A 25,494-nucleotide genomic window follows, 5' to 3' on the forward strand; every position below is an offset into this window, starting at 1 on the left:
GAGACATGACACTGAAGCCCGAGGAGACCGCCGTATTCAGCCCACCCGTTCCGGGAGGCCGCTTTGCTGCGGGTGAGGATCCTGCCAAGCGCCAGCAGATCCTTGATGGTGCCAGGCGCGTATTCCTGAAGATGGGCTTCGACGCGGCCAGCATGAATGACGTGACCCGCGAGGCCGGCGTTTCCAAAGGAACGCTTTATGTCTACTTCGCCAACAAGGAAGAACTCTTCCACGCCATGGTCGAGACCGAGCGCGCCGCCTTCGTCGCAGCCGTGCGCATGGTCCTTGCGGAGCACGACGATGTCGAGGCCGGTCTATACGAATTCGGGATAACCTTCGTCACCCATATGACCGAAGACAAGGTCATCGACGCCATGCGCACCGTGCTCGGTGTGCGTGAGCGCATGCCCCTTCTCTGTCAGCGCTTCTTCAAGGGGCCGCAGAACCTGCGCACCATCATGCACGACTTCCTGGAGCGGCATGTGCAAGCCGGCACCCTGAAGATCGACGATATCGATCTCGCCGCCGGCCAGTTTCTCGACCTTGCAAGCGGCAGCTTCTTCAAGCTGCGCCTCTTCGGCAACATGGAAGGCCCGCCGCCGCGCAACGAGATTGAGCGCGTCATCCGCGGCGCGATCTTTGTCTTCATGGCCGCCTATGGCGTGCGCAAGCACGAGCCCGCCTGATCCCCATCCCGACCCTGATTGGTTTTCTGCCGGATTTGCGCAATAGCGATCAAATCCGGCCGCCGCATTTCATCTAGGAATGAAGCGGCAACCAGGGGAGAAGAGATGAGCGCCATCGGACGGGCGATATGGTTCATCGAGAGCCATTTCGAAACCGATATAAGCCTCGATGAGATCGCAGAAGCCGCCGGATTGTCGCGCTACCATCTTTCGCGCGTCTTTGGTCTGGTAACCGGCCATTCGATCAGCGGCTATATCCGCGCACGGCGTCTGAGCGGCGCCGCGCTGTCTCTCATCTCAGGCTCATCCAGCATTCTCGAGGTTGCCCTCGACGCAGGCTACGGCTCGCACGAGGCTTTCACCCGTGCCTTCCGCGACCAATTCGGCATGACACCGGAAGCGGTGCGCCGACAGGGGCACATTCGCAATCTCGCTTTGATGGAGCCTATCAGGATGAAAACCGCAAGCCTTACCGATCTGGAACCGCCGCGTTTCGAAACCCTTCAGCCGATGCTTTTTGCCGGCCTGCAGGAAACCTACGCCTATGGCGGTAATGCCGCGATCCCCTCGCTCTGGCAGAAGTTCAACCAGCATTTCGGCCATATCCCCAACCAGAAGGGTAATGTCGCCTACGGGATCTGCACCCATATCGATGGAGAAGTAGAGAAATTCCGTTACATGGCGGCCGTCGAGGTATCCGATGCGGACGATCTGCCGGATGGCTTTGCCACACTGAAGCTGCCGACCCAGCGCTACGCCGTCTTCTCTCACCGCGGTCATGTTTCCGGTATACCGGCCACGATGGACCTGATCTTCGGCAACTGGTGGCCGACTTCAGGCCTCGAACACGGCAGCATGCCCGACATGTTCGAACGCTACGATGAGCGCTTCGATCCCCACACGGGGATGGGCGGAACGGAAATCTGGCTGCCGATCAAGGAATAAAAGCCTGACCGTTTTCGTATACCCCCTTGCGGCGCTTGCCCGGCAGGGCCGCAACGATACATTGTCCGCGTCCATATGCGACGCAAGGGGGAAATACGCCGATGCAGGATATCATGACGCTCATTCAGGACCCGGCTGCCTGGGTGGCGCTTGTCACGCTCGTGGTGATGGAAGTGGTTCTCGGGATCGACAACCTCATCTTCATCTCCATCCTCACCAACAAACTGCCGCCCGAGCATCGGGAAAGAGCCCGCAAGACTGGTATCGCCCTTGCTCTCGTCATGCGTCTTGCCCTGCTCGGCACCATCGCCTGGATCGTCCAGCTCACCGAACCTCTTTTCGAGCTTTTCGGCCACGGCTTCTCCTGGAAGGATCTCATCCTGATCGCCGGCGGTCTCTTCCTCGTCTGGAAGGCCACCAAGGAAATCCATCACAATGTCGATCCGGAGGATCAGCACGAGAATTTCATTGCAGGCGCGACAGGTACAAGCTTCGCCTCGGCGATCGGCCAGATCCTGCTGCTCGATCTCGTCTTCTCAGTGGACAGCATCATCACCGCCGTCGGCATGACCCCGCATCTGCCGATCATGATCATCGCCGTCATCGCTGCCGTCACGGTCATGCTCGTCGCCGCAACGCCGCTGGCCAATTTCATCGAGCGCAATCCGACGATCGTCATGCTGGCGCTCGCCTTCCTGCTGATGATCGGCACGACGCTGATTGCCGATGGCATGGGCTTCCACGTGCCGAAGGGCTACGTCTACGCCGCCATGGCCTTCTCGGCCCTCGTGGAGATGCTGAACATGCTGGCGAGGAACGCGCGCCGGCGAAAGCGTGAGGGCGGCCACTAAGGCGGTCCATCCATCTGAGACCCAATTGTTGCCTCCGCCTTACTCGGTAAGGCGGAGGTTCCTCTGTGCATGGTGGCCGTGGTGAAAAGCACAGACATCGCCTGTTTCATGTCGTCGCCGGGTTTCACCTCGAAGAACAGATCATTCGAAACGGTCGCCCGGAGGGGCCGGAAGAGGCCCGCTGGAAGCGGTTTTTCTTGACGCGCCCTTTTGAATATGGCCTAAGCGCAGCCACACGGATAATCGGCGGATTATGCGGGCAGACGCCTTGCTCCAGCCGATTTCTGGTTGATATCTGCATTCTCCAGGCCGGACGTCGCTTTCAGTGAAAAGCCGCTCGGCATTCATTGACGGGCACATAAAATGACAGCTTCCGGCGTCCGCGTCCGCATCGCTCCCTCGCCGACCGGCGAGCCGCATGTCGGCACCGCTTACATCGCTCTCTTCAACTATCTCTTTGCCAAGAAGCACGGCGGCGAGTTCATCTTGCGCATCGAGGATACCGATGCGACGCGCTCGACCCCGGAATTCGAGACCAAAGTGCTGGATGCGCTGAGATGGTGCGGGCTGGAATGGAAGGAAGGCCCCGATATCGGCGGCCCCTACGGCCCCTATCGCCAGTCCGACCGCAAGGACATGTATCAGCCCTACGCCCAGGAACTGCTCGACAAGGGCCATGCCTTCCGCTGTTTCTGCACGCCCGAGCGGCTGGAGCAGATGCGCGAAAGCCAGCGCGCCGCCGGCAAGCCGCCGAAATATGATGGTCTCTGCCTGACGCTCAAGGCCGAGGAAGTCACCTCGCGCATGGCAGCCGGTGAAACCACCGTCATCCGCATGAAGATCCCGACCGAAGGCTCGTGCGACTTTACCGACGGCGTCTATGGCGATGTGTCGATCCCGTGGGATTCCGTCGACATGCAGGTGTTGATCAAGGCCGACGGCATGCCGACCTATCATATGGCAAACGTCATCGACGACCATCTGATGAAGATCACCCACGTCGCGCGTGGCGAAGAGTGGCTGGCATCCGTGCCAAAGCACATTCTGCTCTATCGCTATTTCGGCTGGGACCAGCCAGTGTTCATGCATCTGTCGTTGATGCGCAACGCCGACAAGTCGAAGCTGTCGAAGCGCAAGAACCCGACCTCGATCTCCTATTATTCCGCCCTCGGCTACATCCCCGAAGCGCTGATGAACTTCCTCGGCCTGTTCTTCATCCAGATTTCCGAAGGCGAAGAACTTCTGACCATGGAAGAGCTGTCCGAAAAGTTCGATCCGGAAAACCTCTCCAAGGCCGGCGCGATCTTCGACATCCAGAAGCTCGACTGGCTGAATGGACGCTGGATCCGCGAAAAGCTGTCCGAAGAGGACTTCCGCGACCGCGTGCTCAACTGGGCGATGGAAAACGATCGCCTGATGGCGGGCATGCGCCTGTCGCAGACGCGCATCTCCAAGCTCGGCGAACTGCCCGATCTCGCAGGCTTTCTGCTGAAGTCCGATCTCGGCCTGCAGCCGTCCGACTTCGCCAAGATCAAGTCGCCGCCGGAAGAGATCCTGGAAATCCTCAACACCGTCCAGCCCGATCTCGAAAAGATTCTGGAATGGAATGTCGAGACGATCGAAGCCGAACTGCGTGCCATCGCCGACCGCATGGGCAAGAAACTGAAGGTCGTGGTAGCGCCGCTCTTCGTTGCCGTTTCCGGCTCGTCGCGCTCGCTTCCGCTCTTCGATTCCATGGCGATCCTCGGCCGCTCGGTCGTTCGCCAGCGCCTGAAGCTCGCATCGCAGGCCGTCGCCGCCCTCGTTGGCTCAAAGTAAGAACAGTCAGAGGATTTCGACAATGGCTGACAACAAGACCGAAAACACCCTTTCTTCCGACGCAACGGAAGTGCGCGCCCAGAAGCTGAAGCTGCTGCGCGAGCAGATCGGCGACGTCTATCCGGCGCATTTCCACCGCACGCTGACCAATGCCGAATTGGCCGCGAAATACGAGGGCCTGGAACCTGACGTCGAGACACAGGATGTCGTGACCGTCGCCGGCCGCGTTTACTCGTCGCGCAACTCCGGCATGTTCATGGATATCCACGACGCCGGCGGCAAGATCCAGATTTTCAGTCACAAGGACACGACCCCGGAAGAAGCTCGTGCGCTTCTGCCGATGATCGACATCGGCGACATCATCGGCGTCACCGGTGTCGTGCGCCGCACCAAGCGCGGCGAGCTGACGATCAACGCTCAGAAGATCGAGATGCTCACCAAGTCGCTGCTTCCGATGCCCGAAAAGTGGCACGGCCTCTCCGACATCGAGCTGCGTTACCGCAAGCGCCATCTCGACATCATGACCAATGAGGAATCGAAGCTGCGCTTCCAGCAGCGCTCGAAGATCCTCTCCGGCATCCGCCGCTTCATGGAAAATGACGGCTTTATGGAAGTCGAAACGCCGATGCTGCATTCGGTCTATGGCGGCGCCACCGCCGAGCCGTTCAAGACGCATCACAACACGCTGAAGCTCGACATGTACCTGCGCATCGCGCCGGAACTGTTCCTGAAGCGCACGCTGGTGTCGGGCCTCACCGACAAGGTCTTCGAGATCAACCGCAATTTCCGCAACGAAGGCGTCTCCACCCGGCACAATCCGGAATTCACCATGATGGAGTGCTACTGGGCCTATGCAGACTACGAGGACATCATGGACCTCGTCGAGCGGCTGTTCGAGAGCCTGGCGCTCGCCATCCACGACACGACGGAATTCCCCTTCGGCGACAAGACCATGTCCTTCAAGGGGCCGTTCAAGCGCGTCCCAATGCCTGATGCCGTCAAGGAAGCGACCGGTATCGACTTCCTGGCGATCAAGACCGACGAGGAAGCCCGCGCTGCCGCCAAGGCAGCCGGCTTCGAGGTTGAGAAGGACTGGACCTGGGGCGAATGCCTCGCCTTCATCTTCGAAGAGAAGGTCGAGCAAACGCTGATCCAGCCTTCGCACGTTACCCATTTCCCGAAGGACATATCACCCTTCGCCAAGGAAGTGCCGGGCGAACCGCGCCTCGTCGAACGTTTCGAGACCTATTGCAACGCCTGGGAACTCGGCAACGCCTTCTCCGAACTCAACGATCCGGAAGAGCAGCGCCGCCGCATGGTCGAGCAGCTCGAGCAGGCCCATGCCCGTGGCGAGAAGGAAAAGCAGCTCGACGAGGAATTCCTCGATGCGATCGACCAGGGCATGCCGCCCGCAGGCGGTCTCGGCATCGGCGTCGACCGCCTGATCATGCTGCTCACCAACGCGCCGTCGATCCGCGACGTGATCCTCTTCCCGGCCCGCCGCAACAAGGCCGACTAAGAAACGGATTGTTTGAATGAAAAACGGAGCGCCCGAAAGGACGCTCCGTTTTCTTTTGTCCGAGAGACCATGCCTCAGATCATGTAACCGCCGGCGACCTCGATCGTCTGCGCATTGATCCAGGCGCCGTCCTCAGAGGCGAGCATGGCGATGACACGGCCGACATCCTCGGCTTCGCCGATGCGGCCAAGCGCTGTTTGTGAAGCAAGCAGTGCGGCAAATTCCGGGTTCTTATCCAGCGCAGCATCGGCAAGATTGGTGCGGATGGGACCCGGCGAGATAGCATTTGCGCGGATCTTACGATTGCCGAATTCCTTCGCCTGATAGCGGGTCAAGGTCTCAAGTCCGGACTTGAGAGCCGCGTAAGGCGCAACGCCGGCCGTTGCGACACGCACCGAGGCGCTCGTCACATTGAGGATCACACCACCATCCGCCATCAGCGGCAACAGCGCCTGTGTCAGGAAGAACGGGCCCTTCAGGTGCACGTTCATGAGCGCGTCGAACTGGTCCATCGTTACCGTTTCCATCAGATTGAACATGCCGAACCCGGCATTATTGACCAGGCAATCGAAATCGCTACGGCCCCAATAGGTGGAGAGCAACCGCTTGACCTCGTCCACGAAGGACGGAAAACCTGCGGCATCGCCGACATCAAGAGCGAGCGCAACCGCGTGACCGCCTGCCGCTTTGATCTCAGCCACGGCTTCATCGGCGCCTGGCTTATGGCTGTTGTAGGTGATGATGACTCCCATGCCCCGCCTTGCGCATTCCTGTGCGGCCGATTGACCAATGCCCCGGCTGCCACCAGTAATGATTGCGATTTTCATTTCTGTCTCCTTGCTTTCGATGGCCGGAAGCTATGGGAAACAGCGGGCCGCTACTCCGCCGGAAACTGCCTCGTTCTTGCCTATTCCTGCTTTTGTCTTGCGCGCGATGACGAGCTGGGTCAGGATTTCCTTATGCAGACAATGCTCGAAGAAATGCGCCGCCTGACGGCCCACGCAGAAAACCGCCCGACGGAAACCGGCATACCCGGCATATTGATGGTCAAGGGAGAGATTCCCGAACACAGGCTCGGGGCCGTCTACGAACCCATGATCAACCTGATCCTCGATGGCAGCAAGACGCTGACGATCGCCGGTCAGGACTACTATTACGATCCCACGACCTATTTCGTGATCTCCATCGACATACCCGCAACCGGAATGGTCCAGCAGGCCGGTCCCGACAGACCCTATATCGGTGTCAGCCTGTCACTCGATCCGGCAAGGGTCGCAGCCTTGCTCATGGACCTTCCGCCACAGGCCTATCAGGAAGGGCAAGGCAGTGGCTATTCGGTCTGCCGCATGACACCGGAGCTTCTGAGCGCATGGTTAAGAATGCTGCAGCTCATGGAGAGGCCTCAGGATATCCCTGCCCTTGCCCCGGCCTATGAGCGCGAAATTCTCTATCGCGTGCTGCAGGGGCCACAGGGCTGGATATTACGCGACATTGCAGCACCCGACAGTGCCCTGTCGCGGATAAGGCTCGCCATTCGCTGGGTGCGTGAACACTATGCCGAGGCGATCGAGGTCGAGAAATTAGCCGGTCTCGCCTCCATGAGCCTGTCAGCATTTCATCGGCATTTCAAGGCCGTGACGGCGATGAGCCCAATCCAGTTCCAGAAGCATATCAGGCTGCTGCAGGCCCGCCAGCTTCTGATTGCCCGATCCGGAAATGCATCCTCGGTCGCCTATGCCGTGGGCTATGAAAGCGCCTCGCAATTCACCAGGGAATATGCGCGCTTCTTCGGTCAGCCGCCAGCGCGCGACGTCTCATTGATAAGGGAAATTATCAAGCCCGCCGCCTGATCATTTTCGGAATTAGTGCCCGCTCTTGACAGGCGGCTCCTCTGCGGGAGCGTCTCCTGCAGGGGTGGCAGCATCCTTGGCAGCCTGCTCTTCAGCAGACGGTTCCTCGGCATCCTTGGGCGCGGCGCCCTTTTCGCCGGTTGCCGGCTTGCTCTCCTTCTTGGTGGAGGCAACGGCAACGGGATCGATGCAATCGGCAGGATCCTTGAGGCTCGCATTCAGCGCCGCGATCCGATCGTCCGGCAATTCGATGCGTTCGCCATAAAAGAGGCCCTGCTCGCTCGCCTTGCCGTCATAATAGCGGGCCGTATAGGGCTTGTCGTCGAGCCCTTCGACCATCTTGTCGGGATGCGCAATATAGACCACATCGGCACCGATCGCCCGGCCGCGAATATCCGAGCGCAAGGTCGGGCCATTCTCGTCGAGGACGACGACCTGCACGAGGTCGGGCTTCTGTGCTTCATAGACCGCCTGAGCGACACGCAATGCCGTCTTGATGCGCGTCATGCCGTCAACAGGTTCGGTCTTGATGTATTTGCGTACCCAGACGTGATCCTGCTTCTTGATCGTCACCAGATTGACGTCGGTGCAGGCCACGCCATCGGCCGATTCCTCATCACCGAGCAGCCTGTCTTTACCGACATAAACCGCAGCACCGCCGGAAACGCCCGCTAACAGGGCGCTACCACCGATGATCAAAGCCAATTTCCGGGAAGGCCGGAATATGCGCAGTAAGGCCTTCACGCCAACTGCTCCGCCATCTGAAAACTCCAACGCAATACAAGTGACTGTGAAGCTAAGGAAATGACGTTTCCGAATCTTTAAGTGGACCGTCCGACTTTGTCTCGAATTGAATAAATACCAAAAAAGGTCCAGCCATTCCCAAGCTTGCCAGATCGCTCAAGCACATGCTCTAAATTGCCATGGCCTTCACGCTTCGCCAGATTCAATATTTCGTCGCCGTTGCCGAACAGGGCTCGGTCACGCGCGCCGCGCAGAACCTGTCGATCTCCCAATCCTCGATAACGGAGGCGCTGAAGGAACTCGAAAACGACCTTGGCGTCGTGCTGTTCGAGCGTCACCCGCGGGGGCTGTCAGTCACCCACAACGGCCATCAGTTCCTGCGGCACGCCACGAAGATCCTGGCAACGGTCTCCGACGCCCGCACCAGCTTTTCCGGCCAGGAGAACATACCCTCCGGCACGCTCAATATCGGCGTCACCTCGCTCGTTGCGGGCTATGTGCTCTCGGACCTGCTGGCACGCTATCGCCGCGCCTGTCCAGGTGTGGAGGTCAGCGCCATCGAGGACAATGGCAGCTACGTTGAGCATCTGCTGGTCGGTGGCGAACTGGATGTCGCCGTCATGGTGATTTCAAATCTGCGTGATCGCATGGCCCTGCAGGCGGAAATCCTTGAAACCTCACCCTATCGCCTCTGGTTGCCGATGGGGCATCCGCTGGTTTCGGCGGATATAATTTCCATCGCCGATATCGCCCGCGAGCCTCTGATCATGCTGACGGTGGATGAAATCGAGGAGAATACCGGCAAGCTGCTGACCGCACTCGGCGCCCGCCCGCATGTCGCCTTCCGCACCCGCTCGGTCGAAGCCGTGCGCAGCCTGGTTGCGACCGGCGCCGGGGTCGCGCTGCTGCCCGATCTCGTCTACCGCCCCTGGTCGCTGGAAGGCGACCGTATCGAGAGCCGCGATGTCTCCGGCGCTCTGCCCGTTGTGCAGGTCGGCATGGTCTGGCGCAAGGGCTCCAGCCTGCCGCAGGCCGCACGCGATTTCGTGGCCATCGCCGAGAACATGCGATCGGGAAGATCCCGCTAGATATCGGAATTTCCGATATCGCCTTTCTGATAAATGAATTTGCGAAACCGGCCTTTCCGCGTCACCCTTTCTTCTGGGAACAAAACGCCGCAAAAGCGGCACCGAACCGGGAGACAGACGATGAATCTTCTGAAATCGTGCACTGCTGCGCTCGCGAGCCTGAGTTTCGCGACACAGGTTGTCGCTGCCGAACCGCTGAAGACACTGGGCAAGGGGGAAGGCGCCGTCAGCATCGTCGCCTGGGCCGGTTATATCGAGCGCGGCGAGACCGACAAGAATTACGACTGGGTCACCGACTTCGAGAAGGAAACCGGCTGCAAGGTTTCCGTAAAGACCGCCGCCACCTCGGATGAGATGGTGGCGCTGATGAACGAAGGCGGCTTCGACCTCGTCACCGCATCAGGCGATGCGTCATTGCGCCTCGTCGCCGGAAAACGCGTCCAGCCGATCAACACCGATCTCATCCCGAGCTTCAAGACTGTCGATGAGCGCCTGCAGAATGCGCCCTGGAATACGGTGGGCGACGTCCACTATGGCGTGCCCTATCTCTGGGGGCCGAACGTGCTGATGTACAATACCGACGCCTTCAAGGATAAGGCGCCGACGAGCTGGAATATCGTCTTCGACGAACAGAAGCTGCCGGATGGTAAGTCCAATAAGGGCCGCGTGCAGGCCTATGACGGCCCGATCTACATCGCCGATGCCGCTCTATATCTGATGGCGCACAAGCCCGATCTCGGCATCAAGGACCCCTACGAGCTCAACGAGGACCAGTACAAGGCTGCTCTCGACCTGCTGCGCGGCCAGCGCAAGATCGTCTCGCGCTACTGGCACGATGCGATGATCCAGGTCGACGACTTCAAGAATGAAGGTGTTGTCGCCTCCGGTTCCTGGCCGTTCCAGGTCAACCTGCTGCAGGCCGACAAACAGAAGATCGCCTCCACCTTCCCTGAGGAGGGTGTGACCGGTTGGGCCGACACGACCATGCTGCACGCCGACAGCGAACATCCAAACTGCGCATATATGTGGATGGAACATTCGCTGAAGGCCAAGGTCCAGGGTGATGCCGCCGCCTGGTTCGGCGCCGTGCCATCCGTTCCGGCTGCCTGCAAGGGCAATGAACTTCTGACCGATGCCGGCTGCAACACCAACGGCTATGATCACTTCGACAAGATCAAGTTCTGGAAGACGCCGGTCGCCAAATGCGCAAGCGAGAGCGAATGCGTACCCTATCATCGCTGGGTATCGGATTATATCGGTGTGATCGGCGGGCGGTAACGCCAAGCCGGTTCACGTAAACAAAGTCCCCTTCCCAACCCCTCCCCGCAAGGGAGGGCCCAGAGTGGCGCCGCCGCATTCCTGCCGAAACGCCGAAAGGTTTGAGCGTGGGCGCGGCAGATTAAGCCCCTCCCCCTCGTGGGGAGGGGTTTGGGGCGGGGTCTTTTGAAGATCAAAGCCTCTCTCAGATAATACAGCTCCGGAGCCCCCATGACGTCCGCCGTCCGTTTCCAGAAGGTCTCTCGCCATTTCGGCGCGGTGCGCGCCGTCGATGGCGTCGATCTCGAAATCGTACCCGGCGAGTTCTTCGCCATGCTCGGCCCGTCCGGTTCCGGCAAGACCACCTGCCTGCGGCTGGTTGCAGGCTTCGAACAGCCTACATCAGGACATATCGAAATCTTCGGCGAAACCGCCGAAGGCATCCCGCCCTATCGCCGAAACGTGAACACCGTCTTTCAGGATTACGCGCTCTTTCCGCATCTCGATATCCTCGACAACGTCGCCTACGGACTGATGGTCAAAGGCGTCGGCAAGGCGGAGCGGATCAAAGAGGCTGAAAAGACGCTGGAACTGGTGAAACTGCCGGGCTATGGCAGCCGCCGCCCCGGCCAGCTTTCCGGCGGCCAGCGGCAGCGCGTAGCGCTCGCCCGCGCACTCGTCAACAAGCCCCAGGTGCTCCTGCTCGATGAGCCCCTAGGCGCTCTGGATCTGAAGCTGCGCGAGCAGATGCAGGAAGAGCTGAAGAGCCTGCAGCGCGCCCTCGGCATCACCTTCATCTTCGTCACCCACGATCAGGGGGAGGCGCTCTCCATGGCTGACCGTGTTGCGGTCTTCAACAATGGCGGCATCGTCCAGCAGGGCACGCCGCAGGATATCTACCGCCGTCCGAAGACCCGCTTCGTCGCCGATTTCGTCGGCTCGTCGAATGTCATTTCCCCTGACGTCATGACGGCTCTTGGCGGCGAGAAGCGCTGGGCGAGCCTGCGTCCCGAGGCAATTCACCTCGCCACTGACGGCGTCGAAGCCAGGGTCGAGAATGCCAGCTTCCTCGGCGCGGCGACCCGGCTTACCGTCGATATCAGGGGAACGTGCCTGCATGTCATGCTGCCGGCCGGCAGCGACATCCCCGATATCGGCACCGCCATCCGCCTCGTGTGGCAGCAGGGCGACGTGCATTACATGGATGATGCGGCATGACGGCTCTGGCGATGATCAAGGCGGAAACCTCGATCCTGCCGCGCCGCGGCGGTTTCTTCGGCGGCCTGTCGGATAGCTTCTGGCGTCACCCGAAACTGCTTCTCTTCCTGATGCTGACGCCGCCGTTGCTCTGGCTCGGCATCATCTATATCGGCTCGTTGATCGCGCTGCTGTTGCAGAGTTTCTTCTCGATCGATGATTTCTCGGGGATGGTGAACCACGAATTCACCCTCGATACCTATGCCCAGCTCCTGAACCCCGGCAATTTCGACATCATCGTCAGAACCATCCTGATGGCGGCGCTGGTGACGGTGGCCTCCGCCGTCATCGCCTTCCCGATCGCCTATTACGCCGCCCGCTATGCGCAAGGAAAATGGAAGGCCCTATTTTACCTTGGTGTCATGCTGCCGCTCTGGTCGAGCTATCTCGTCAAGATCTACGCCTGGAAGCTGATCCTCGCCAAGGAAGGCATCCTCACCTGGCTCTTCGACAAGCTCTATCTCTCCTGGCTGCTCGACGGCGTCCTCGCTTTGCCTGTTGTCGGCGGTAATTCGCTCTCCGTCAGCTATCTCGGCACTTTCATCGTCTTCGTCTATATCTGGCTGCCCTATATGATACTGCCGACGCAGGCAGCACTCGAACGTGTGCCCGGCAATCTGATCGAAGCGTCCGCCGATCTCGGCGCCACCCCGCGCCAGACATTCCGCACTGTGCTTTTCCCGCTGGCGCTGCCCGGCATCGTCGCCGGTTCGATCTTCACATTCTCGCTGACCCTGGGTGACTACATCATCCCGCAGATCATCGGCTCCTCACGCCTCTTCATCGGTCAGGCCGTCTACACACAGCAGGGAACGGCCGGCAACGTCCCGCTCGCCGCCGCCTTCTCCGTCGTACCCATCGTCATCATGGCGATCTATCTCTGGCTCGCTAAACGCATGGGGGCCTTCGATGCGCTCTGACCGCGGACAGAAATCACCCCTCGTCCTGAAGATCGCCGCGGCCGGCGGCCTGCTCTTCCTGCATCTGCCGATCCTGCTCATCTTCGTCTATGCCTTCACGACCGAGGAGAAGAGCTATCAGTGGCCGCCACCCGGCCTGACGCTGCAATGGTTCGGCATCGCCTGGAACCGGCCGGATGTCTGGTCGGCACTTGGCCTCTCCCTGCAGGTTGCCTGCATTGCAACGGCAATCGCGCTGGTCCTCGGTACGCTTTGCGCGGCCGCCGTCAGCCAGACGAAATTCTTCGGCCGCGAGGCGATCTCACTGCTCGTCATCCTGCCGATCGCCCTTCCCGGCATCATCACCGGCATCGCGCTGCGCTCCGCCTTCAGCCTGTTCGACATACCCTTCTCGGTTTGGACGATCGTGCTTGGCCATGCCACCTTCTGCGTGGTTGTCGTCTACAACAACGCCGTCGCCCGCTTCCGGCGCACGTCAGGCTCGCTGATCGAAGCCTCCATGGATCTCGGCGCCGACGGCTTCCAGACCTTCCGCCATGTCATCCTGCCGAATATCGGCACGGCGCTTCTGGCCGGCGGCATGCTCGCCTTTGCTCTGTCCTTCGACGAAGTCATCGTCACCACCTTCACCGGTGGCCAGCAATCCACCCTGCCGATCTGGATGCTCGAAGAGCTGATCCGCCCGCGCCAGCGCCCGGTCACCAATGTGGTCGCGATGGTCGTCGTGCTGGTCACCTTCCTGCCGATCCTGGCAGCCCATTACCTTACGCGCGACGGCGACCAGATCGCCGGCGCCGGCAAATAACCGGAATGGGACGCGGAGCCCCTTCCGCATTCCACTCGATCAACCACAAGGGAGAACGCCCATGGACACTCAAATGCTGATCGGTTCCCGCTTCGAGACCGGCACGGAAACGGAAGAGCACATCCTGAACCCGAAGACGGGCGAAACCGTGCTGAACCTTGCCGAAGCCTCGCTCGGCCAGATCGATGCCGCCGTGGATGCGGCGGAGAAGGCCTTTGTCGCCTGGTCGCAGACGACACCATCCGAACGCTCCGCCTATCTATTGAAAATCGCCGATGCCATCGAAAAGGACGCGCAGGGCTTTGCCACGCTCGAAGCGCTGAACTGCGGCAAACCGATCAATGCCGTGCTGAATGACGAGATCCCAGCCATTGTCGATTGCTACCGCTTCTTTGCCGGTGCGGTGCGTAATCTGCACGGACCGGTCGCCGGCGAATATCTTCCCGGACACACCTCGATGATCCGCCGTGACCCGATCGGCATCGTCGGCTCGATTGCGCCGTGGAACTATCCATTGATGATGATGGCCTGGAAGTTGGCGCCCGCAATCGCCGGCGGCAACACCGTCGTCTTCAAGCCGTCTGAACAAACACCGCTGACGGCGCTCAAGATGGCAAAGCTGCTTTCCGATATTCTCCCCGAGGGCGTGGTCAATGTCATCCTCGGGCGCGGCGAGAGCGTCGGCAACACGCTGATCAACCATCCGAAAATCAACATGGTGTCGATCACCGGCGACATCGCGACCGGCAAGAAAGTGCTGCAGGCTGCCGCCAAGACCGTCAAGCGCACCCATCTGGAACTTGGCGGCAAGGCGCCGGTCATTGTCTTCGACGACGCCGATATCGATGCCGTCGTCGCGGGTATCCGCACCTTCGGCTACTACAATGCCGGCCAGGACTGCACGGCCGCCTGCCGCATTTATGCCGACGCGAAGGTCTACGACAATTTCGTCGCCGACCTGACATCTGCCGTCTCCAGCATCCGCTTCAACCAGGCCGACGACACCGAGAACGAAATCGGCCCGCTGATTTCCAAGCGCCAGCGTGATCGCGTCGAAAGCTTCGTCACCCGCGCCTCCGAACACAAGCACATGGAAATTACCACCGGCGGCAAGGTCTCTGGCGACAAGGGCTTCTTCTTCGCGCCGACGGTCGTTGCAGGCGCCACGCAGGAAGATGAAATCGTCCGCCGAGAAGTTTTCGGCCCCGTCGTCTCGGTCACCCGCTTCACCAATGTCGACGATGCGGTGAGCTGGGCAAACGACAGCGATTACGGCCTCGCCTCCTCCGTCTGGACTAAGGATATCGGCCGCGGCATGAAGACGGCCGCCCGCCTGCAATATGGCTGCACCTGGATCAACACGCATTTCATGCTGGTCAATGAGATGCCGCACGGTGGCCTGAAACAATCAGGCTATGGCAAAGACATGTCTGTCTACGCCCTGGAAGACTATACGGCTGTCCGCCATGTGATGATCAATCACGGATAGTTGAACAAAAGCTTCTTGATCTCTTTCAAAAGTCACTGCCGCCGTCAGTGACTTTTGTCACTTTGTCATAATACAACTGCAGATACTATTTCTAAACGCGGAATTGCCGGTTCACCCCATATGGCGCTTCGCGATAAGTGTGATTCTTCATCGGATCAAAGAAATCGGTTGGGCATTACTTACTCATGGCGACGCGCATCGATATCTCCGAGCTCGAAACGGCCCTGGACGGATTGATGGAATCCGCTCTGGTGCCGGCAAGCTGGGAGCGCACGCTGGAACAGATCAGCCGCGCCACCGGTTCTACCGGTACGCATATCATGCCGGTGCGCGGTAAATTCCCCTCCGGCTTCCTGAGCACACCGAATCTGCTGGAGGCCTTCCAGGTCTATTTTGACGAAGAATGGTACAAGCGCGACTTCCGCGAACGCGGCCTGGCGGTTGTGATGGCCAAGGGGGTCATCATCGAACACGACATCGCCGGCGATGAGGAGTTCAACCATCATATCTTCTATACGGAGTTCCTGGCCCGCTTCAGCTTCCGTTATTCCGCCATGGTGGGCTTCACCTCCGGCGATACGATGCTGAGCCTCAACCTGCAGCGCCGCATTCAAGACCAGCCTTTCGATCGCGATGACGAGCGCTTGCTCGTAAAGATGCAGTCGAAACTGACCGCCGCAGCCGAGATCATACGCGCGCTGCATGTCGCCAAGATCGACAGCATGAGCGAGGCATTTGAGCTCGCCGGCACTGCCGTGGTCTTCTTCGATCGTTTTGGCCGCATCACCCGGCTGAACCAGCGCGCGGAGATGCTGCTCGATGGCAATATCCGGGTTCTCGATCGGGAGCTCGTTGCTCTCAGTCAGGAGGAGACGGGGCTCCTGCGCCGCCATCTGCAGGCAATCCTTTCGAAGGAGCCTTTCACCAATCCGGCCGTCTCCACGCCGGTTCTGTTTTCCCGCCCGGGAAAGGCGCCGCTGATAATCCGTGCCCAGCGGCTGAACGGAGTACCGGCCGAACTCTTCTCGCATTCCGCCGCCGTCGCCATCATCACGGATCTCTCCGAACGCGCGGCCCCGAGCCGCGATCTGCTGCGCCGGCTCTTTTCGCTCACTCCTCAGGAAACGACGGTAGCGCGCCTGCTGATGGATGGTTCGTCGCCGCGCCAGATCGCCGAAATATCCGGCCTGACTTATGAGACAACGCGCGGCTACGTGAAGAAGGTTCTCGCCAAGACTGGCACACAGCGCCAGTCCCAGCTTATCTCCCTGCTCTCAAGCCTGAAAATCTAGACCCGGTTATTAGGCCTGACCGTAGAGCGCAAGCAGCTCAATGCCGCCTTCCCATATCATGTCGAACGCCACATAGACGATGATGGCAAGGCCGATCCAGCCGATCCAGCGGAAGCGGTTGAGCAGCTTTGCCACGAAATTGGATGCGACACCCATGAGGATGACGGAAAGGATGAGGCCGAAGATCAAGGCATTCATGTTCGACTTCGCAGCACCGGCAACGGCCAGGACGTTGTCGAGCGACATGGAAAGATCCGCAAAAATGATCTGGCCGATCGCCTGTCGGAAAAGTTTCGGCTTGTGAGCGTGGTGACCGGCTTCCTGCCCGGCCTCCTCTTCATCCGCCTCACGCAACTCCCTAAACATCGTCCAGCAGATCCACAGAAGTAGCAGACCGCCGACGAGATTGATGCCTTTGATGACGAGCAACTGCGCGGCGATGACGGCGAAAACGATGCGGATGACGGCGGCTGCGGCAATGCCGGTGACGATCGCCTTGCCGCGCAGCTCGGTGGAAAGGCCTGCAGCTGCCATACCGATAACGACCACATTATCCCCTGACAGGATGATGTTGATCATGATGACTTCGAGGTAGGCGGAAATGACCTGGGGGTCCAGAAAAGCGCGCATGGAGGGTGGCTTTCGTCGATGGGGCAAATCGATGATGATCCCTTCAAACAGATCGAGACACCTTTGAAAAGCCCTTGCAGGCCGGAGCAGCACGCCTTTAAGGAATGCCGTTCCATTCTAACCGATCTGGAACAAAATCAGTTTTGGCGCGTCTTCTTCCGGCAATCACGGAAGGAAGATATCCATGTTAAAATGGGCTCTTATATTTCTGGTAATTTCTATAGTCGCCGGCTTTTTCGGCTTCTCCGGCATCTCCGCGGCGACCGCGACGATCGCCCGCGTGCTCTTCGGCATATTCCTCGTCGTCTTCCTGATCTTCCTCATCCTGGCCTTGATGGCAGGACAGGCGATCTTCTAGCCACGGGGCTATGAACGACGACAACGACGGCAGCAGCTTCAAGACAAGTTCGCTACAGCACCGCCGTCAGCCAGGGATGCATTCCCTTCATCCGCCTTTTCATGAAATTGTCGATAGACACCGATCCTGCACCCGAAACCGCAAGCACGAACATGCCGCCGGCAATAGCGAGATCCTTCTCGAAATGCAGCAGCTCGTTCTGGTTCGCGAAGTTGGTGTGGAACATAAAAGCCGTCGCGAGGCAGAACAGCCCCAGGGCCACCGCACCGAGCCGGCTAAGGAAACCGGCAGCAATAGAAAGGCCGGCACCGAGCTGCAGAGCAATGACGGCAAACGTCACCAGCGCCGGCAGGCCAAGCTTTTCGAAGGTAGCAAGCGTCGCGGTGATGTCGGCGATGAGCGACGAACCCTCATGCAGGAAGATCAGGGATAAGAGAAGCCTACCCAGAAGAAGAATGAGATCGGCCAGCCGAGGCCGGCTTGCAACGTTTTCCATCATATCCTCCACTTTATCAGGAGCAGGCGGCGAACCACCTGCTCCTGCCGTTGATGTGTCGGTCACTTATCGCCCTTTGCGGAGATGGCTTCCTGAAGGTCTTCGAGTTCCTCGCAGCCAACGGGGCAAAGCTGTTTAAGGACCGACACCTGCTCCTCAGCCTTCGCCATATCGCCGGTCTCGACGTAGAGTTCACCGAGATATTCGCGTGCCGCCTTATGATCGGGCTGAAGCTCCAGCGCCTTGGTATAATAGGTCAGCGACGTCAGGTAATCGCCTGTCTTGCGCAGCGTGAACCCCATCAGATTGTAAACGTCCGCCTGCTGATTGTCTTCGGCAAGATCGCGAAGCTCTGCAAGCGCGCCGGCATAGTCCTTCGCGTCGATCTTGGCCCGCACCGAAGTCAGGTCCGGAGCGTCAGTCGATTCCATGTTGTCGACGGCAAAGGCTGGAAATGCGGTAACCGCGGAAAAGCCGGCGGAAATGGCGCAAACCCAGATGAATCCCAGAATTGCATATTTCATCATTGTAACGTCCTTCGGCCTTTCAGGCCTGTATTGTTGGGGTGAAGGCATAGGCGCTTCCGTCCTTGAGGAAGGTGCCTGAGCCGGGGAACGGGAAGTGCGAGCCGCAGATCGCGATATTGTCGGCAATGACGCGATCGATGAGACGGCGGCGTGTGTCGATTGCCGTCGGCCCGTCCTGGTCATAGCTGCCCTGCCATTCGGGATGCGGGGCGAGCAGCGCCGGCACATACATGATGTCGGCGGAAACGAGCAGTTGCTTGTTGCCCGAGGTCACGAGATAGGTTGAATGACCGGGCGTATGGCCAGGCGCTGAAAGCAGCCTGATGCCGGGTGCAACTTCGGCCCCGTCATCCACCAGCTTCCAGTTCTTCCATGTCGGGAAAACGGCGGCGATGCGCTTGCCGGCCGGCTTGCGGCCTTCGGCAAGCTTCTCGACACGACCCGGTGCCGTCCACCAGTTATATTCGGCAGCATTAACGATGAGCTCGGCATTCGGGAAGACCGGGTTATTTGTCCCCTTTTCCATCAGACCCCAAACGTGGTCCGGATGGAAATGCGAGATCATGATCGTATCGATCTTCTTATAATCGATACCGGCTGCCGCCATATTCGCCGGCAGATGCGTGGCATTTTCCTGCCATTGACCGACGCCGGAACCTGCGTCCATCATGATCAGCCGACTACCGACTTTCAAAACGACCACCGTCAGCGGGATCGGCATGAATTCGGTCGTCAGCCCTGCCTTGGAAAGCGCCTCTTTGGTATCCTCGATCGAAGCGTTCTTGATGAAGGTGGGATCATGCGGCTTCTTCCAGATGCCGTCATAGATCGCCGTAACCTCGATATCGCCGACCTTGTATTTATAAAAGCCGACCGTCGGCTCCAACGGCGTCGCGGCAAGTGCCGGCATGACGAATTCGAGCTTCGATGACAGGCCGAATGCAGCCGCAGCAGTGGCCGATCCCAGGACAGCGCGACGTGACATGGTAAACATGAATATGCCTCCTCTTGTTGATGGCATTTCGACTGGCGAAGGCCGCAATTCATCTGAAGCCCTCGCTGACGAACTAGATCGTCGGCGGCACGCCGTTATTCCCAGCTCGAACGAGATTTTCGACAAGCCATTGAAAATGATTGATTATTTTAACGGCACTCATCTTTCGTACCACTGCGCGCAAATAAACCGGCGCTATTTGGAATAAAATCGTGCGCCGATCGGTCTAGACTGCAGGAGACCGCATCTGATGCCCGCGGATCTCACGTCCAAATCGGCTGCTGTTGAGGCAGGGAGGATGATGACAAACGCTCAGATCACCTATCCGGTCGGATCGATCGACTGGATGCTGCTGCTCGTCGGGCAAGCGCCGCGAGCCCGTATTCGACCATCACCGCTGATGATGCTTCTCGCCGGAGCGAGGCGGCTGTTCCATCTTATGGTCAAGAAATCCGGCAGCGAACGGATCGCCCCAACGACCGACGCCGCGCAGCATGAGTTCATGCAGCATTTTCAGGACGTGATTATTCCGCACCTGGATGCGGCCTATAATTTTGCCCGCTTCCTCAGCCGCGACGCCGAGGCTGCGCAGGATATCGTCCAGGAAGCATTCCTGCGCGCCTACCGCAATTTCGAAACCTATCGCGGTGGCGATCCGCGCTCCTGGCTCTTTGCCATCGTCAGGAACTGCTGCCACGTCTGGCGCCAGCAGGATCGCCGAAAGGCACATTTCGAGCGGCATCTGGACGATAACGGCAGCACCGATCCCGATGAAGATGAGGGCTACCAGATCGCCTCGGAGGAGGATTCTCCTGAGACGGCGATAATCCGGGCAAGCGAGCAACAGCGCGTGCGATCCGTCATCAACAAACTTCCGGAAACGATGCGGGAAATCCTCGTCCTTCGTGAACTCGAAGACCTCTCCTACCGGCAGATCGCCGAAATCATCGATGCACCGATCGGCACCGTCATGTCACGCCTTGCGAGAGCACGGCGCGAATTCGCCGACATCTGGGATGCATGCAGTAAAAGCGAGGCGGCAGGATGAGTGACGCCCATCAGAAAGGCTGCCCCGAATGGCGCATCATGCTGCACGGTTTTGTCGACCGCGAACTCGACTCCGTCCATGCAGCGCAGTTCGAGGATCATCTGGCGACCTGCGAAAATTGCCGGGCGGAGATGGAAAGGGTCGCTGCTGTGAGAAAGATCATCGATCAGGATGGCGTGCGATGGAGGCCGCCGGAGGCTCTGCGTTCACAGGTACTTTCCATGCTGTCTTTCGAACAGACGGCGGCGAGCTCCAGCCTGCCGGTGCCACGCCAAGCGCCTTTCTGGCGCCGCACTTTCGACTTCATCCGGCAATGGAGCTTCGTACCGTCCTTGGCGGTGCTCGCGGCAAGTGCTTTTCTGTTCGTCAATGCGCCGTCGCAGACCCTGATCCTGCAGGACGAGATCATGGCAAGCCATGTTCGATCCATGATGGCGGATCATCTGACCGACGTCCTGACCTCGGATCAGCACACGGTAAAGCCCTGGTTCAATGGCAGGATCGATTTTTCGCCGCCCGTCAGCGATCTCGCCAAGGATGGTTTCCCGCTGGTCGGCGGACGTGTCGATTATATCGGCGGCCGTGCCGTCGCCGCTCTCGTGTACAGACGCCATGGCCATGTCATCAACCTGTTCATTTGGCCCGCGGCTTCAGGTGCCCAAACGACAACGGAGCACGACGGCTACAACATGGTGCAATGGTCGGATGGCGGACTGACGTTCTGGGCGATTTCGGATGTCGCCTCTGGTGACCTTGCGGAGTTCGAGAGCTTCTTCCGGTCTGCAGCAAGGCTCTAAAGCAGGCTTGCGCCAACATTGATCGCAAGTGCCAGAATGGTGGTGTTGAACAGGAACGACAGAAGCGCATGCAGCAGGGTGAACTTGCGCATCCTCGTCGAGGTCACTGCTACATCGGCCGTCTGCGCCGCGACACCGATTGTGAAGGAGAAATAGAGGAAGTCCCAATAAGCGGGCTCCTCGATTCCATCAGGGAATTTAAGCCCTTCGCACTTATCCGAGCCGCCATAGAAATAATGGGCATAATGGATCGTGAAAAGCGTGTGCAGGAAAAACCAGGAGATCAGGATAGTCAGGATCGCCGCAGCCGCACGCCACAGCGCGACATCTGCCGGTGCATCCTTGATCGAATGGAGCTCGATACCGATTCCGGCAATACTGGCGAGAGCCGCTGCGATTGATAGGAAGAGCAGGAAAGTATCGGAAAAATCGAGATCTTCCGATCGCTTCTTGATGCTCTCAACGGTCGCGCGAAGCATCTTGCGCCAGCTCAGCCCGATGAAGAAGATCGCCGAGGCATTCCAGCCGAACAGGATGTTGCTGGCGCTGACCTCCCGCGAGGTCAGCAGTAGAAACACGATGAAACCGCCGAGCACCGAAAGGAAGAAGCTTGCATGCTTGTAGACAATCGAGACCAGCGAATTTCCGTCATCCTCGTCAGCCACCACGATACTCCTGCCTCTATGCCCTTGATATCAAAATGAAAAAGGCGCGGATGCCAGCGGCACCCGCGCCTTTCATCAAAGTGCGGCTTGCGCGGCCTTACGCAGCAGCGAGCTGCAGCTCCTTGCGGACCTGACTGCGCAGCGTGCCGAGATCCTTTGCGAATGCGCGAATGCCTTCTGCGAGCTTTTCGGTCGCCATGGCATCTTCGTTCATCATCCAGCGGAAGGTCTTCTCGTCGACCGTGATCTTTGGCTCGGCCTTCTTGGTTTCCGGCGACAGCTTGCGCTCAAGCTTGCCCTGATCGTTGGAGAGTTCGTCGAGCAGGTTCGGAGCGATCGTCAGGCGATCGCAACCGGCCAGCGCTTCGATTTCGCCGGTGTTGCGGAAAGAGGCGCCCATGACGACCGTCTTGATGTCATTGGCCTTGTAGTAGTTGTAGATGTCGCGGACGGACAGAACGCCCGGATCTTCCTCGGCGGTGAAATCCTTGCCGGTCGACTTCTTGTACCAGTCGAGGATACGGCCGACGAAGGGCGAGATCAGGAATACGCCGGCGTCAGCGCAGGCAATTGCCTGAGCCTTCGAGAAGAGCAGCGTCAGATTGCAATCAATGCCTTCCTTCTGCAGGACTTCCGCTGCGCGAATGCCTTCCCAGGTGGAAGCGAGCTTGATGAGGATGCGGTCCTTCTCGATACCGCGCTCCTTGTAGGCCGCGATGATGCTGCGTGCCTTCTTCAGCGACGCTTCCGTATCGAAGGAGAGATCGGCATCGACTTCGGTCGAAACGCGACCGGGGACGAGCTTTACGAGGGCTGCGCCAACGGAGATCGCGAGGCGATCGGCAACGGCTGCGGCCGCAGCATCGGCATTACCGCCGAGCTTCTTGCCCCAGGCGATCGCTTCCTTCATGTCGTCGGCAAACATGTCGGTGCCGAGCGCCTTGAGAACGATGGAAGGGTTGGTCGTGCAATCAACCGGCTTCAGGCGAGCGACAGCCTGGATATCGCCGGTGTCGGCGACGACGGTTGTGATCTCGCGGAGTTGGTCAAGCTTGGATGTCATGGTCAAATTCCTTTGTGAACTTGGGCTGCGGACCGGCGCGAGTTCCGCCCGGCAAAGAGGTGATCTAAGGACAGATGGTTTGCATACAGCAGGCGAATAGTCGCGCGTCCGTCACGGGTGAGTCGTAAACGTGAGAGACACTGGCGGTGTTCCCGGGGGCGGGGCTCCCAACGCCGGAATACGACAAGCACATCGCAAGCGATGCCGCCTGCGGCTTAAAGGCCGGTCGAGACTTTCCGCATGCCCGCACATTGTCCTCCTCGGACGGACAAGAACGATGTTGTCGACCCTGACTATCGCCGCTCCGGCAACGAAAAGTCAAGGACATTTGTGCATTTCAATTGACATAAGTGTCACACCCGGCATTATCGCGGGAACAAAGCCGATGCCACAACCTTATGCTATCGATAGCAAAGATCTAGGGCGAAATCGGCGCGGGAGGAGATGTGGTCAAGCTGAAACGCGGCACGCATACTGCTTATTCCGAAGCCTCCTCGCTTCGGCTGCGGGCTGCATGGCTCTATTACAATGAAGGCCTGACCCAGAAAGATGTTGCCGAACAGCTCGGCATCAGCCGCACGACCGTCATCCGCCTACTCGACGAGGCGATGAAGCGCAGCGAAGTTCAGATATGGATCAACGACTCGATCGGCGACTGCGTGGAGCTTTCGGTCAAGCTGGAACGCGCCTATGGCCTCGATGAGGCGATCGTCGTGCCGGAACCCGCCAATTGTGACGTGAATTCACTGGCAAAGAATGTCGGTCTGGCGCTCGGCCAGTTCCTGTCGGAAGCCATTCCGGACGATTATACGATCGGCGTCGGCTGGGGCCGCACCATGACGGCCTCTCTCGCAAGCTTCCGGCCGCCACGACGCGACAACTGCAAGATCGTCTCCCTGCTCGGCGGCATCGTCGCCGTCCACCAGACAAACCCAATCGACTACACCTGGCGCCTTGCCAATCAGCTCGGAGCGGAATGTTACATGTTCCTGGCCCCGCTGCTCGTCGATTCCACCGAGACCAAGCGCAACCTCATCGAAAAATGCGGGCTCGATACGATCTATCGGCTGGCGGAAAACCTTGATCTCGCGATCGTCAGCTGCGGCGATATCGGCCCGCATTCGACGTCGCTGTCCGAGGGATGGATTTCGAAGGCCGAACTGCAGCAGCTGATCGATGCCGGCTGTGTCTGCGACACCATGTTCAACTTTCTGGACAAGGACGGCAATTCCGTCGACCACTCGATCAATCAGCGGGTGATGTCGGTGGATCTCGATACGCTGAAGGAGGCGAAACACATCGTACTGTCCTCCGGCGGCGCGCATCGTGCGGTCGCGATCCGCGCAACGATAAAGCGCATCGGCTGTAATACGTTGATCACCGACGAGAGCGCGGCAAAGGCATTGCTGGAACTCGCCGAAGCCGCCTGAACGGTTTCGGCTGATCCCAATCGCTCAGGCGTGCGCCGATTCCCAGCCAAGCATGGCCCGTTTGCGGGTCAGACCCCAATGGTAACCGGTCAATACTCCGTTTTTCCCGAGCGCGCGGTGGCAGGGCACGACGAAGGAAATCGGATTGGCTCCGACTGCCGCACCGACCGCGCGCATGGCAGTCGGCCGGCCGATGTCCTTGGCAATATCGCTGTAGGTCACGGCTTTGCCGAAGGGGATTTTCAGAAGGCTCTGCCAGACACTGACCTGGAAATCCGTTCCGATCAGCACGACCCGCAACGGCTGGTCCGACGTCCAACGGCCCGGCTGGAAGATACGCTCGGCATAAGGCGCCGTCGCTTGACGGTCTTCCACATATTCCGCATTCGGCCAACGGCAGGTCATATCCTCAAGGCAGGCCTTCTCATCACCGGAATCGCTGAAGGCGAGGCCTGCGAGGCCGCGGTCCGTCACCATGACGAGGGCCGTCCCGAAGGGGCAGGTGTGGAACCCGTAGCGGATCGTCAGCCCGCCGCCCTTCGCCTTCCATTCGCCCGGAGACATTGCCTCATGTGTCACGAACAGGTCGTGCAGGCGGCTGGGACCGGAAAGACCCACCTCGATGGAGGTTTCGAGCAGCGGCATTTCTTCCTTGCGCAGCAGCCGCTTGGCGTGGTCGAGCGTCACGGCTTGCAGGAAGGCTTTCGGCGAAAGGCCGGCCCAGCGGGTAAAGGTCTTCTGGAGCTGCGTCGGCGACTGGTGCAGCCGAGCGGCAATCGCTTCCAGCGACGGCTGGTCGCGATATTCCTCGCTGATGAGTTCGATGACCTGACGGACGATATCGTAATCAGGGCCATCAGGAGTGATATCTGTGTCGAGCTTCGCGATCATGTTCATCGTCTTTCTCCTTTACAAAGGAGATAATCAAGGGCGGGCAGCCAAACCACCCGTTTCTTGCGCCCCGA

Annotated in this window: 26 protein-coding genes; 17 read left to right on the forward strand and 9 right to left on the reverse strand. The window is 59.4% G+C overall.

The genetic code is table 11. The features are described from left to right. The first annotated feature begins 5 nt into the window (after nt 1–5). The 5 genes from J2X71_RS18905 to lysS all read left to right on the forward strand — a co-directional run bounded on the left by J2X71_RS18905 (nt 6) and on the right by lysS (nt 5,819). Nucleotides 6–686: a TetR/AcrR family transcriptional regulator gene (locus J2X71_RS18905; protein ID WP_310383818.1), complete on the forward strand. Its 681-nt coding sequence runs from the start codon at nt 6–8 to the stop codon at nt 684–686. Between the two features lie 105 nt (nt 687–791). Next, nucleotides 792–1,631, forward strand: a complete 840-nt coding sequence (locus tag J2X71_RS18910) for an AraC family transcriptional regulator (RefSeq protein ID WP_310383820.1) — start codon at nt 792–794, stop codon at nt 1,629–1,631. A gap of 101 nt (nt 1,632–1,732) precedes the next feature. After that, nucleotides 1,733–2,482 carry a TerC family protein gene (locus J2X71_RS18915; protein WP_113321931.1) on the forward strand — a complete coding sequence of 250 codons (750 nt, stop codon included), beginning with the start codon at nt 1,733–1,735 and terminating at the stop codon, nt 2,480–2,482. A 363-nt stretch (nt 2,483–2,845) separates the two neighbouring features. Further along, nucleotides 2,846–4,300 (forward strand): glutamate--tRNA ligase, encoded by a 1,455-nt coding sequence (gene gltX, locus J2X71_RS18920; RefSeq protein WP_310383823.1) that lies wholly within the window; start codon nt 2,846–2,848, stop codon nt 4,298–4,300. A 22-nt stretch (nt 4,301–4,322) separates the two neighbouring features. Continuing rightward, on the forward strand, nt 4,323–5,819 hold the full coding sequence (gene lysS, locus J2X71_RS18925; protein WP_310383825.1) for a lysine--tRNA ligase: 1,497 nt from the start codon (nt 4,323–4,325) through the stop codon (nt 5,817–5,819). A 74-nt stretch (nt 5,820–5,893) separates the two neighbouring features. Here lysS and J2X71_RS18930 read toward each other — a convergent pair whose 3' ends face one another. Beyond that, nucleotides 5,894–6,646, reverse strand: coding sequence for an SDR family oxidoreductase (locus J2X71_RS18930; protein WP_310383827.1), 753 nt, complete (start codon nt 6,644–6,646; stop codon nt 5,894–5,896). 132 nt (nt 6,647–6,778) lie between these two features. On the opposite strand from J2X71_RS18930, the gene J2X71_RS18935 reads away from it, so the two are divergent. Next, nucleotides 6,779–7,669 carry an AraC family transcriptional regulator gene (locus J2X71_RS18935; protein WP_310383830.1) on the forward strand — a complete coding sequence of 297 codons (891 nt, stop codon included), beginning with the start codon at nt 6,779–6,781 and terminating at the stop codon, nt 7,667–7,669. A 12-nt stretch (nt 7,670–7,681) separates the two neighbouring features. Here J2X71_RS18935 and J2X71_RS18940 read toward each other — a convergent pair whose 3' ends face one another. After that, nucleotides 7,682–8,413 carry a hypothetical protein gene (locus J2X71_RS18940; RefSeq protein WP_310383832.1) on the reverse strand — a complete coding sequence of 244 codons (732 nt, stop codon included), beginning with the start codon at nt 8,411–8,413 and terminating at the stop codon, nt 7,682–7,684. A 179-nt stretch (nt 8,414–8,592) separates the two neighbouring features. Here J2X71_RS18940 and J2X71_RS18945 point away from each other — a divergent pair, with 179 nt between their 5' ends. The 7 genes from J2X71_RS18945 to J2X71_RS18975 all read left to right on the forward strand — a co-directional run bounded on the left by J2X71_RS18945 (nt 8,593) and on the right by J2X71_RS18975 (nt 16,521). Further along, complete coding sequence (locus J2X71_RS18945; protein WP_310383834.1) at nt 8,593–9,501, forward strand: LysR family transcriptional regulator; 909 nt, start codon at nt 8,593–8,595, stop codon at nt 9,499–9,501. A gap of 120 nt (nt 9,502–9,621) precedes the next feature. After that, a complete protein-coding gene (locus tag J2X71_RS18950) occupies nt 9,622–10,779 on the forward strand; it encodes an ABC transporter substrate-binding protein (RefSeq protein WP_310383836.1) in 1,158 nt (385 codons plus the stop codon). A 210-nt stretch (nt 10,780–10,989) separates the two neighbouring features. Continuing rightward, a complete protein-coding gene (locus J2X71_RS18955) occupies nt 10,990–11,976 on the forward strand; it encodes an ABC transporter ATP-binding protein (protein ID WP_310383838.1) in 987 nt (328 codons plus the stop codon). Next, nucleotides 11,973–12,935, forward strand: a complete 963-nt coding sequence (locus J2X71_RS18960; RefSeq protein ID WP_113324696.1) for an ABC transporter permease — start codon at nt 11,973–11,975, stop codon at nt 12,933–12,935. Before J2X71_RS18955 ends, J2X71_RS18960 begins: the two co-directional genes overlap by 4 nt. Continuing rightward, complete coding sequence (locus tag J2X71_RS18965) at nt 12,925–13,740, forward strand: ABC transporter permease (RefSeq protein WP_310383841.1); 816 nt, start codon at nt 12,925–12,927, stop codon at nt 13,738–13,740. The genes J2X71_RS18960 and J2X71_RS18965 overlap by 11 nt, the downstream gene beginning before the upstream one ends. 61 nt (nt 13,741–13,801) lie before the next feature. Then, the gene (locus tag J2X71_RS18970; RefSeq protein ID WP_310383843.1) at nt 13,802–15,229 is read left to right on the forward strand and encodes a gamma-aminobutyraldehyde dehydrogenase; all 1,428 of its coding nucleotides are present in this window, start codon (nt 13,802–13,804) and stop codon (nt 15,227–15,229) included. 185 nt (nt 15,230–15,414) lie between these two features. Next, a complete protein-coding gene (locus J2X71_RS18975; protein WP_310383845.1) occupies nt 15,415–16,521 on the forward strand; it encodes a LuxR C-terminal-related transcriptional regulator in 1,107 nt (368 codons plus the stop codon). Between the two features lie 9 nt (nt 16,522–16,530). Here J2X71_RS18975 and J2X71_RS18980 read toward each other — a convergent pair whose 3' ends face one another. Further along, a complete protein-coding gene (locus J2X71_RS18980; RefSeq protein ID WP_310383847.1) occupies nt 16,531–17,151 on the reverse strand; it encodes a TerC family protein in 621 nt (206 codons plus the stop codon). A 184-nt stretch (nt 17,152–17,335) separates the two neighbouring features. Between J2X71_RS18980 and J2X71_RS18985 the strand changes: the two genes are divergently transcribed. Next, a complete protein-coding gene (locus tag J2X71_RS18985) occupies nt 17,336–17,509 on the forward strand; it encodes a DUF1328 domain-containing protein (RefSeq protein ID WP_007817547.1) in 174 nt (57 codons plus the stop codon). A gap of 52 nt (nt 17,510–17,561) precedes the next feature. Here J2X71_RS18985 and J2X71_RS18990 read toward each other — a convergent pair whose 3' ends face one another. Genes J2X71_RS18990 through J2X71_RS19000 form a run of 3 tightly spaced genes read right to left on the reverse strand, consistent with a single transcriptional unit; the run spans nt 17,562 to nt 19,526 of the window. Continuing rightward, complete coding sequence (locus J2X71_RS18990; RefSeq protein ID WP_310383992.1) at nt 17,562–18,008, reverse strand: DoxX family protein; 447 nt, start codon at nt 18,006–18,008, stop codon at nt 17,562–17,564. Nucleotides 18,009–18,067: 59 nt separating this feature from the next. Beyond that, nucleotides 18,068–18,532 carry a tetratricopeptide repeat protein gene (locus J2X71_RS18995; RefSeq protein WP_310383850.1) on the reverse strand — a complete coding sequence of 155 codons (465 nt, stop codon included), beginning with the start codon at nt 18,530–18,532 and terminating at the stop codon, nt 18,068–18,070. A 19-nt stretch (nt 18,533–18,551) separates the two neighbouring features. Further along, nucleotides 18,552–19,526: an MBL fold metallo-hydrolase gene (locus tag J2X71_RS19000; RefSeq protein ID WP_310383852.1), complete on the reverse strand. Its 975-nt coding sequence runs from the start codon at nt 19,524–19,526 to the stop codon at nt 18,552–18,554. Nucleotides 19,527–19,824: 298 nt separating this feature from the next. Between J2X71_RS19000 and J2X71_RS19005 the strand changes: the two genes are divergently transcribed. Together J2X71_RS19005 and J2X71_RS19010 are read left to right on the forward strand one after the other, a co-directional pair. Further along, on the forward strand, nt 19,825–20,574 hold the full coding sequence (locus J2X71_RS19005) for a sigma-70 family RNA polymerase sigma factor (protein ID WP_310383854.1): 750 nt from the start codon (nt 19,825–19,827) through the stop codon (nt 20,572–20,574). Beyond that, nucleotides 20,571–21,371, forward strand: coding sequence for an anti-sigma factor (locus tag J2X71_RS19010; protein WP_310383856.1), 801 nt, complete (start codon nt 20,571–20,573; stop codon nt 21,369–21,371). Before J2X71_RS19005 ends, J2X71_RS19010 begins: the two co-directional genes overlap by 4 nt. Here J2X71_RS19010 and J2X71_RS19015 read toward each other — a convergent pair. Together J2X71_RS19015 and tal are read right to left on the reverse strand one after the other, a co-directional pair. After that, nucleotides 21,368–22,036 (reverse strand): DUF1345 domain-containing protein, encoded by a 669-nt coding sequence (locus tag J2X71_RS19015; RefSeq protein WP_113325734.1) that lies wholly within the window; start codon nt 22,034–22,036, stop codon nt 21,368–21,370. The genes J2X71_RS19010 and J2X71_RS19015 overlap by 4 nt on opposite strands. 97 nt (nt 22,037–22,133) lie before the next feature. Further along, a complete protein-coding gene (gene tal / locus J2X71_RS19020; protein ID WP_113325733.1) occupies nt 22,134–23,099 on the reverse strand; it encodes a transaldolase in 966 nt (321 codons plus the stop codon). 446 nt (nt 23,100–23,545) lie between these two features. Here tal and J2X71_RS19025 point away from each other — a divergent pair, with 446 nt between their 5' ends. After that, nucleotides 23,546–24,529, forward strand: coding sequence for a sugar-binding transcriptional regulator (locus J2X71_RS19025; RefSeq protein WP_037103335.1), 984 nt, complete (start codon nt 23,546–23,548; stop codon nt 24,527–24,529). Nucleotides 24,530–24,553: 24 nt separating this feature from the next. Here the strand turns inward: J2X71_RS19025 and J2X71_RS19030 are convergent, their stop codons facing one another. Further along, complete coding sequence (locus J2X71_RS19030) at nt 24,554–25,426, reverse strand: bifunctional helix-turn-helix domain-containing protein/methylated-DNA--[protein]-cysteine S-methyltransferase (RefSeq protein ID WP_310383860.1); 873 nt, start codon at nt 25,424–25,426, stop codon at nt 24,554–24,556. Between the last annotated feature and the right edge of the window lie 68 nt (nt 25,427–25,494).

Source organism: Rhizobium sp. 1399 (assembly GCF_031455475.1).
In the GTDB taxonomy this organism is placed as follows: Bacteria; Pseudomonadota; Alphaproteobacteria; order Rhizobiales; family Rhizobiaceae; genus Rhizobium.

Excerpts from the sequence above, each read along its gene's own strand:
- J2X71_RS18995 (WP_310383850.1), bottom strand. The coding sequence starts at position 18,532 with ATGATGAAATATGCAATTCTGGGATTCATCTGGGTTTGCGCCATTTCC.
- J2X71_RS18950 (WP_310383836.1), top strand. The coding sequence starts at position 9,622 with ATGAATCTTCTGAAATCGTGCACTGCTGCGCTCGCGAGCCTGAGTTTC.
- J2X71_RS18990 (WP_310383992.1), bottom strand. The coding sequence starts at position 18,008 with ATGATGGAAAACGTTGCAAGCCGGCCTCGGCTGGCCGATCTCATTCTT.
- J2X71_RS18915 (WP_113321931.1), top strand. The coding sequence starts at position 1,733 with ATGCAGGATATCATGACGCTCATTCAGGACCCGGCTGCCTGGGTGGCG.
- J2X71_RS18955 (WP_310383838.1), top strand. The coding sequence starts at position 10,990 with ATGACGTCCGCCGTCCGTTTCCAGAAGGTCTCTCGCCATTTCGGCGCG.
- J2X71_RS18960 (WP_113324696.1), top strand. The coding sequence starts at position 11,973 with ATGACGGCTCTGGCGATGATCAAGGCGGAAACCTCGATCCTGCCGCGC.
- J2X71_RS18905 (WP_310383818.1), top strand. The coding sequence starts at position 6 with ATGACACTGAAGCCCGAGGAGACCGCCGTATTCAGCCCACCCGTTCCG.
- J2X71_RS18910 (WP_310383820.1), top strand. The coding sequence starts at position 792 with ATGAGCGCCATCGGACGGGCGATATGGTTCATCGAGAGCCATTTCGAA.
- J2X71_RS18980 (WP_310383847.1), bottom strand. The coding sequence starts at position 17,151 with ATGCGCGCTTTTCTGGACCCCCAGGTCATTTCCGCCTACCTCGAAGTC.
- J2X71_RS19010 (WP_310383856.1), top strand. The coding sequence starts at position 20,571 with ATGAGTGACGCCCATCAGAAAGGCTGCCCCGAATGGCGCATCATGCTG.
- J2X71_RS18975 (WP_310383845.1), top strand. The coding sequence starts at position 15,415 with ATGGCGACGCGCATCGATATCTCCGAGCTCGAAACGGCCCTGGACGGA.
- J2X71_RS18930 (WP_310383827.1), bottom strand. The coding sequence starts at position 6,646 with ATGAAAATCGCAATCATTACTGGTGGCAGCCGGGGCATTGGTCAATCG.
- tal (WP_113325733.1), bottom strand. The coding sequence starts at position 23,099 with ATGACATCCAAGCTTGACCAACTCCGCGAGATCACAACCGTCGTCGCC.
- lysS (WP_310383825.1), top strand. The coding sequence starts at position 4,323 with ATGGCTGACAACAAGACCGAAAACACCCTTTCTTCCGACGCAACGGAA.
- J2X71_RS19005 (WP_310383854.1), top strand. The coding sequence starts at position 19,825 with ATGATGACAAACGCTCAGATCACCTATCCGGTCGGATCGATCGACTGG.
- gltX (WP_310383823.1), top strand. The coding sequence starts at position 2,846 with ATGACAGCTTCCGGCGTCCGCGTCCGCATCGCTCCCTCGCCGACCGGC.
- J2X71_RS19030 (WP_310383860.1), bottom strand. The coding sequence starts at position 25,426 with ATGAACATGATCGCGAAGCTCGACACAGATATCACTCCTGATGGCCCT.
- J2X71_RS18945 (WP_310383834.1), top strand. The coding sequence starts at position 8,593 with ATGGCCTTCACGCTTCGCCAGATTCAATATTTCGTCGCCGTTGCCGAA.
- J2X71_RS18965 (WP_310383841.1), top strand. The coding sequence starts at position 12,925 with ATGCGCTCTGACCGCGGACAGAAATCACCCCTCGTCCTGAAGATCGCC.
- J2X71_RS18970 (WP_310383843.1), top strand. The coding sequence starts at position 13,802 with ATGGACACTCAAATGCTGATCGGTTCCCGCTTCGAGACCGGCACGGAA.
- J2X71_RS19000 (WP_310383852.1), bottom strand. The coding sequence starts at position 19,526 with ATGTTTACCATGTCACGTCGCGCTGTCCTGGGATCGGCCACTGCTGCG.
- J2X71_RS18935 (WP_310383830.1), top strand. The coding sequence starts at position 6,779 with ATGCAGACAATGCTCGAAGAAATGCGCCGCCTGACGGCCCACGCAGAA.
- J2X71_RS18985 (WP_007817547.1), top strand. The coding sequence starts at position 17,336 with ATGTTAAAATGGGCTCTTATATTTCTGGTAATTTCTATAGTCGCCGGC.